The organism is Pseudomonas sp. K5002, from assembly GCF_013386655.1.
GTDB lineage: Bacteria > Pseudomonadota > Gammaproteobacteria > Pseudomonadales > Pseudomonadaceae > Aquipseudomonas.
On record NZ_JACARK010000799.1, the window covers coordinates 1 to 2,635 of the forward strand.

Below are 2,635 nucleotides of genomic sequence, written 5' to 3' on the forward strand. Positions count from 1 at the left end.
GATCGAGGCCGCCGTGCACCTCGGCGCCCTGGCCAGTGGCCGTGCCGAAGCGGCGCAACTGGCGGCGCTGCAAACCTACGCGCGGGCCATCGGCCTGGCGTTCCAGGTGCAGGACGATATTCTCGACGTTGAAAGCGATACCGCGACCCTCGGCAAGCGCCAGGGTGCTGATATCGCACGGGACAAGCCGACTTATCCTTCGCTTCTCGGGCTGGAAGCCGCCAAGGCGTACGCCCTGGAGCTGCGGGACCAGGCCCTGGATGCCCTGCGACCTTTCGACGCGGCTGCCGAGCCACTGCGTGACCTGGCGCGGTATATCGTCGAACGTCGCCACTGACAACAGCGGCCTTTTCCACCGCATATCAGCCAAGTTCGGCGCTCTGCGTGGGCAGTTTGCGATGCTTGAGGTAAACTGCCGCCTCTTCTATACCTATAACGATTCGCCTGATGCCCACGACGTTTCAAGAGATTCCCCGCAAGCGCCCGGCCACGCCCCTGCTGGACCGTGCCAACACGCCAGCCGGCCTGCGCCGCCTGGGTGAAGCCGAGCTGGAAACCCTGGCCGATGAGTTGCGCCTGGAATTGCTCTACACGGTCGGCCAGACCGGTGGGCATTTCGGTGCCGGCCTGGGCGTCATCGAGCTGACCATTGCGCTGCATTACGTATTCGACACTCCGGACGACCGGCTGGTGTGGGACGTGGGTCATCAGGCCTATCCGCACAAGATTCTCACCGGACGCCGCGAGCGCATGGCCACACTGCGCCAGAAGGATGGCATCGCCGCCTTCCCGCGCCGCTCCGAGAGCGAGTACGACACCTTTGGCGTCGGCCACTCCAGCACCTCTATCAGTGCAGCGCTGGGCATGGCGATTGCCGCCCGCCTGCAAAACAGCGATCGCAAGGCGATTGCGGTGATCGGTGATGGCGCGTTGACCGCCGGCATGGCCTTCGAGGCGCTGAACCACGCGCCGGAAGTGGACGCCAACATGCTGGTGATCCTCAACGACAACGACATGTCGATCTCGCGCAATGTCGGTGGCCTGTCGAATTACCTGGCAAAAATCCTCTCCAGCCGCACTTACGCAAGCATGCGTGAAGGCAGCAAGAAGGTGCTCTCGCGTCTGCCCGGCGCGTGGGAAATTGCCCGTCGTACCGAAGAATATGCCAAGGGGATGCTGGTTCCCGGCACCCTGTTCGAAGAGTTGGGCTGGAACTACATCGGCCCGATCGACGGCCATGACCTGCCAACCCTGATCGCCACCCTGCGCAACATGCGTGACCTTAAAGGCCCGCAGTTCCTGCATATCGTGACCAAGAAAGGCAAAGGCTTCGCCCCGGCGGAAGTCGACCCGATTGGTTACCACGCGATCACCAAGCTGGAACCGCTGAACGCCCCGGCCGCCGCGCCGAAGAAGCCCAGCGGGCCAAAGTATTCCGGTGTGTTCGGCGAATGGCTGTGTGACATGGCCGCCGCCGACCCGCGCCTGGTGGGCATCACCCCGGCGATGAAGGAAGGTTCCGACCTGGTGGCGTTCAGCGAGCGTTTCCCGCTGCGCTATTTCGACGTGGCCATCGCCGAGCAACACGCGGTGACCTTCGCCGCGGGCATGGCCTGTGAAGGCGCCAAGCCGGTAGTCGCGATCTACTCTACGTTCCTGCAGCGCGGTTATGACCAGTTGATTCATGACGTCGCGGTGCAGAACCTCGACGTGCTGTTCGCCATCGACCGTGCGGGCCTGGTGGGCGAAGACGGCCCGACCCATGCCGGCAGCTTCGACCTCTCGTACCTGCGCTGCATCCCCGGCATGCTGGTGATGACCCCGAGCGACGAGAACGAACTGCGCAAGATGCTCAGCACCGGCCACCTGTACAACGGCCCGGCGGCTGTGCGCTATCCGCGTGGGAATGGTCCGAATGCGGTGATCGAAAAGGACCTTGAGCCTATCGAAATCGGCAAGGGTATCGTCCGCCGCCAGGGCAGCGGGGTTGCCTTGCTGGTGTTCGGCGTGCAATTGGCTGAAGCCTTGAAAGTGGCCGAGAAGATCGACGCCACGGTGGTAGACATGCGTTTCGTCAAGCCACTGGACGAGGCCCTGGTGCGCGAGATCGCCGGCAGCCATGAGCTGCTGGTGACCCTCGAAGAAAACGCCGTCATGGGCGGCGCCGGTGCGGCAGTCAGTGAGTTCCTGGCGCGGGAGAATATCCTCAAGTCGGTGCTGCACCTGGGCCTGCCGGATGTGTATGTCGAGCATGCCAAGCCGGCGCAGATGCTGGCTGAGTGCGGGCTGGATGAATCCGGGATTGAAGCTTCGGTTCGTCAGCGCATGGCCCTGCTGGGCCTGTAGAAACGCGATTAAAAATGTGGGAGCGGGCTTGCTCGCGAAAGCGCTGGGTCAGTCGACAGATGCATTGACTGACACTGCGCCTTCGNNGCTCCCACATTTGTTTTATGCCAACTTCAAATGCTACGGACAGCCCATGAACCGCCTTCGCCTCGCCCTGCCCCTTCTGTTACTGCCCGCCACCGACCTGCTCGCCGACAGTTTCGAACGCGACCAAGCCCTCAAGCTGCCCGACGTGGTGATCAGCGCCAACCGCCAGGTCCAGGCGCGCAACGACAGCAGCGCCGCCAAC

2 protein-coding genes are annotated in these 2,635 nt (G+C 63.3%); both read left to right on the forward strand.

The features are described from left to right. A partial coding sequence (locus HX846_RS28800; RefSeq protein WP_178966619.1) for a polyprenyl synthetase family protein occupies positions 1-337 on the forward strand: 337 nt, incomplete at its 5' end. A gap of 110 nt (positions 338-447) precedes the next feature. After that, on the forward strand, positions 448-2,346 hold the full coding sequence (dxs, locus tag HX846_RS28805; protein WP_177068924.1) for a 1-deoxy-D-xylulose-5-phosphate synthase: 1,899 nt from the start codon (positions 448-450) through the stop codon (positions 2,344-2,346). The last annotated feature ends 289 nt before the right edge of the window (positions 2,347-2,635 follow it).